This is a genomic window from Paraburkholderia mimosarum LMG 23256 = NBRC 106338, from assembly GCF_000739815.1.
GTDB lineage: Bacteria > Pseudomonadota > Gammaproteobacteria > Burkholderiales > Burkholderiaceae > Paraburkholderia > Paraburkholderia mimosarum.
Genome location: NZ_BBJJ01000188.1, coordinates 1 through 3,515 on the forward strand (window position 1 = coordinate 1; position 3,515 = coordinate 3,515).

Below are 3,515 nucleotides of genomic sequence, written 5' to 3' on the forward strand. Positions count from 1 at the left end.
AGAGTGGAGCGGGCCATACGCTACATACGCGAGGCATTCCTCGCTGCACGCAAGTACACCGATCTGGACGATCTGAATGCCCAGGCCGCGCACTGGTGCCGCACCCAGGCGGCTGACCGGCCGTGCCCTGAAGACCGTGGCCTGAGTGTACGCGAGGCCTTCGTGCAGGAGCAGCCCATGCTGCTGCCCCTGCCCGATAACCCATATCCCGTGGAAGAACAACTCGCCGTGAAAGTCGGCAAGACGCCTTATGTACGCTTCGACCTGAATGATTACTCGATCCCCCACGAGCACGTGCGCCGCACGTTGAGTGTACGCGCCGATGCCGCGCAGGTTCGCGTGTTCGACGGCGTGGAGATGATCGCCAGTCACCGGCGCAGCTACGATCGCGACGAGCAGATCGAGAATCCCCAGCACCTGAAGACGCTCGAGCAGATCAAGCACCAGGCGCGTCAGCACCGCGGCGTCAACGGCCTGACGAAGGCAGTGCCGGCCTGCCAGCGGTTGCTGGTTCGGGCTGCCGAACGCGGCGCGAACATCGGCGCGCAGACCACGGCGCTGCTGCGCCTGCTCGACCGCTATGGCGCGGCCGAACTGCAGGTTGCCGTCGAGGACGCGCTGCGCACCGGCTCAGCCCATATGAACAGCGTGCGGGCCGCCCTGGAGCGCCGCCGTCTCGAACGCGGTGCGCCTCCGCCCGTTGCCATCAACCTGCCCGAGCATGTGCGCAGCAAGGACAGGCCCGTGCAGCCCCACCGACTCGATACCTACGATCAACTGAGTGCCAACGAAGATGACAATACCGAACCTGCAGAACAATGAAGTGCTGCGCGCCCGTGCAAAGGCCCTGCGCATGAACGGCCTGCTTGAACACTGGCCCGAAGTCGAGGGTGCGGACTGGATCGCACCACTGCTGCAATGGGAAGAGGAAGAGCGCGCGCACCGCTCGTTGCAGCGTCGAATTCGTGACGCTCGCCTTGGCCACTTCAAGGGGCTTGCGGACTTCGAATGGACGTGGCCCAAACGCATCGACCGTGGTGCGGTCGAGGATCTGATGTCGCTCACGTTCCTTGCCGACGCGACCAACGTCGTGTTCATCGGCCCGAACGGCGTGGGCAAATCAACACTGGCGCGCAACATCGCAAATCAGGCGCTCGTCGCGGGTCACACGGTACTGTTCCGTTCTGCAAGCGAGATGCTGGGCGAACTCGCTGCACTCGACAGCGATTCGGCGCTGCGGCGCCGTCTGCATCACTACGCCGCGCCGGATATCCTGGTCGTCGATGAAGTGGGCTACCTGTCCTACACGAACCGGCATGCGGACCTGCTGTTCGAGCTGGTCAGCCGCCGTTACGAATCCCAATCCACGATCATAACAACGAATAAACCGTTTGCCGCCTGGTCGGAGGTGTTCCCGAAAGCGGCGTGTGTCGTGTCACTGGTCGACCGCCTCGTGCATCGCGCCGAGGTGATCTCGATCGAGGGCGAATCATACAGGCTCAAAGAGGCACGCGAACGCACCGAGGCGCGCGCCCGGCAGCGAGGCGCGAAGAAGTCCGCCACGAGAAAGGAGGATGAGACATGAGCAGGCCACCCGTATTGCCATCTGGCCGCCGTCACGGCATTGCGTTCGTCGTCCCCGACGACTGGACGCCCCAGCAGGCGTTGGCCGTGTTCGAACTGCTTGACGATCTGCGCGAGGTCATCAGCTCACGATATCTGACGGATATCCAGCGTGCGATGTGCGACGAACGTCAGCCACCCGAGCGCTCCTTTACCGGCCCGCCATCGTTCTGACTCCAGGCCCACATCAACAGGAAGGGGCCCGCGAAGGCCCCTTAATTGTTGACGGATTCGCTCAAGCTCCTGTCGCCATCTATGCGCGCTTTTAGACCGCCAACAACACCACCCCACCGTTGCCAGTGACGCAAGTCTCCTCAGGCTACTACCAGTCGCATGATAGGTCTCTCTATCGACGCACCCTAATTGGGCACATCGGCCGGACAATAACGCGTGGAGCTTTCGCCCCGGGACCACACCTCCTTTCAATGCTCCTAACGTTGGAGTTACCCGGACACGAGTGTGCGTGTCGCACTTTTGCCTTTGCGATAGAGCTGCGCATCTGGATCGGTCTTCGACTGATGTGTCTCGTTGCTACGCTTTTCGCCCTTGAAATCGCCCGCGCCGCCACCGTCGTTGTCCTGATCGCCCCCATTCTTGCGTATGAAGCTCTTGTGTCCAGCCCACGCCTGAATCAGCGTGCCGTCGACGCTGAAATGTTCACCCGAGAGCAGGCACTTCTTCTGGGCGATGACCACCACTTCGTTGAAGAATTCGATGACGGCGTCGTGGTTGATCAGGCGTTCGCGGTTCTTCGTGAAAACCGTGGGCACCCACACCTCGTCATCCATTGCCAGGCCGATGAACCAGCGAAAAAGCAGGTTATATTGAACCTGCTCCATCAGTTGGCGCTCTGAGCGAATGCTATAGAGCACTGGATTAGCATGGCTCGCAGCAACTTCTCTGGCGCGATGCTCGGCCGTCCACCTTTTATGTCCGCTTCGTACATATCGGCGAACAGTCGATCCATCCTCGCCAGCGCTTCGTTCGCCATCACGCGGATCGAACGCAATGGATGCGACTTGGGGACGAAGTCATCCAGCTTGCGCACGGAAAACAGACTCTTCTATGGGGAGTCAGAAGTCAAGCCCCGTCTTAGATATAAATTTCGTCATGCAAAGTAATGTTCCTTACCTGTCGCCTGCTACGACCAGATTTGGACAGGCGGCAGACGACCTGTGATTCGCAGGTTGCGACGCTGATGACCTACACCATTTGCAGTCTGGCATGTCAATGTCATTCAGGTCAGGGTGTCTGTTGACCGCTCAATGCGGGGTCGACCTTCTATCCGTGCCGGCCTGGCAGGCCGGTCACCTCATGCCTCATGCGCTTGCTGCAAGCGCTGGCGTCACCCTGTTACCGACGCGCCCCATCTAGGGAAACGGCCGCCCGCAATGGGGTGGCCCGAGTCTGTTTCGGGCGCGTTGACCTTGTATGCTGTCACTGCATCTGGATGGTTTAGTCACTCACCGTATCTGGCTTCCCGCGGCTTGAGTCTGGCTCCAGCGGGAATCTCACCGTGCTCGAGCAAGCGCCACAGGGCGATGGCCAGACGTCGGGCGAGCGCCACGATACCGATGCGCCGCAGCCGCTTGCCCGTGCCGGCAAAATGCTTGTTGAACCAGTGACTGAGCTGGCTGCCGGGCTGCAGGCGCAACCAGCTCCAGGCAAGCTCGACCAGCAGCCACCGGCATCGGCGGTTGCCCGCCTTGCTGATACCCTGTTCAATCTCAGTGGTGCCGCTGGCGAAGGGCGTGGGAGTCAGGCCCAGGCAGCCGGCAAGTTCCCGGCGATTGCGAAACTTGCGCCACCCGAACAGTTCCTGGACCAGCTTCCATGCGCTGCCCGTACCGATGCCAGCGAGCTGTGTGAGCACGTCATGGCGGGATGTGCGC

General features: G+C 61.4%; 4 protein-coding genes and 1 pseudogene. 3 read left to right on the forward strand and 2 right to left on the reverse strand.

The genetic code is table 11. The features are described 5' to 3' along the window. Positions 1–177: 177 nt before the first annotated feature. The 3 genes from BMI01S_RS36320 to BMI01S_RS36330 are packed head-to-tail and all read left to right on the forward strand — an operon-like array spanning position 178 to position 1,797. Positions 178–822 carry a Mu transposase domain-containing protein gene (locus tag BMI01S_RS36320; protein ID WP_255217856.1) on the forward strand — a complete coding sequence of 215 codons (645 nt, stop codon included), beginning with the start codon at positions 178–180 and terminating at the stop codon, positions 820–822. After that, positions 794–1,585 (forward strand): IS21-like element helper ATPase IstB, encoded by a 792-nt coding sequence (gene istB / locus BMI01S_RS36325; protein WP_028233067.1) that lies wholly within the window; start codon positions 794–796, stop codon positions 1,583–1,585. The genes BMI01S_RS36320 and istB overlap by 29 nt, the downstream gene beginning before the upstream one ends. Further along, on the forward strand, positions 1,582–1,797 hold the full coding sequence (locus BMI01S_RS36330) for a hypothetical protein (RefSeq protein WP_028233068.1): 216 nt from the start codon (positions 1,582–1,584) through the stop codon (positions 1,795–1,797). Before istB ends, BMI01S_RS36330 begins: the two co-directional genes overlap by 4 nt. Positions 1,798–2,069: 272 nt before the next feature. Here BMI01S_RS36330 and BMI01S_RS36335 read toward each other — a convergent pair. Both BMI01S_RS36335 and BMI01S_RS36340 read right to left on the reverse strand, forming a co-directional pair. Continuing rightward, positions 2,070–2,680: pseudogene (locus tag BMI01S_RS36335) on the reverse strand (IS5 family transposase); the annotation flags it as partial. Positions 2,681–3,082: 402 nt separating this feature from the next. Further along, positions 3,083–3,515, reverse strand: a 433-nt coding sequence (locus BMI01S_RS36340; RefSeq protein ID WP_042292940.1) for a transposase, incomplete at its 5' end; no start/stop codon positions are given.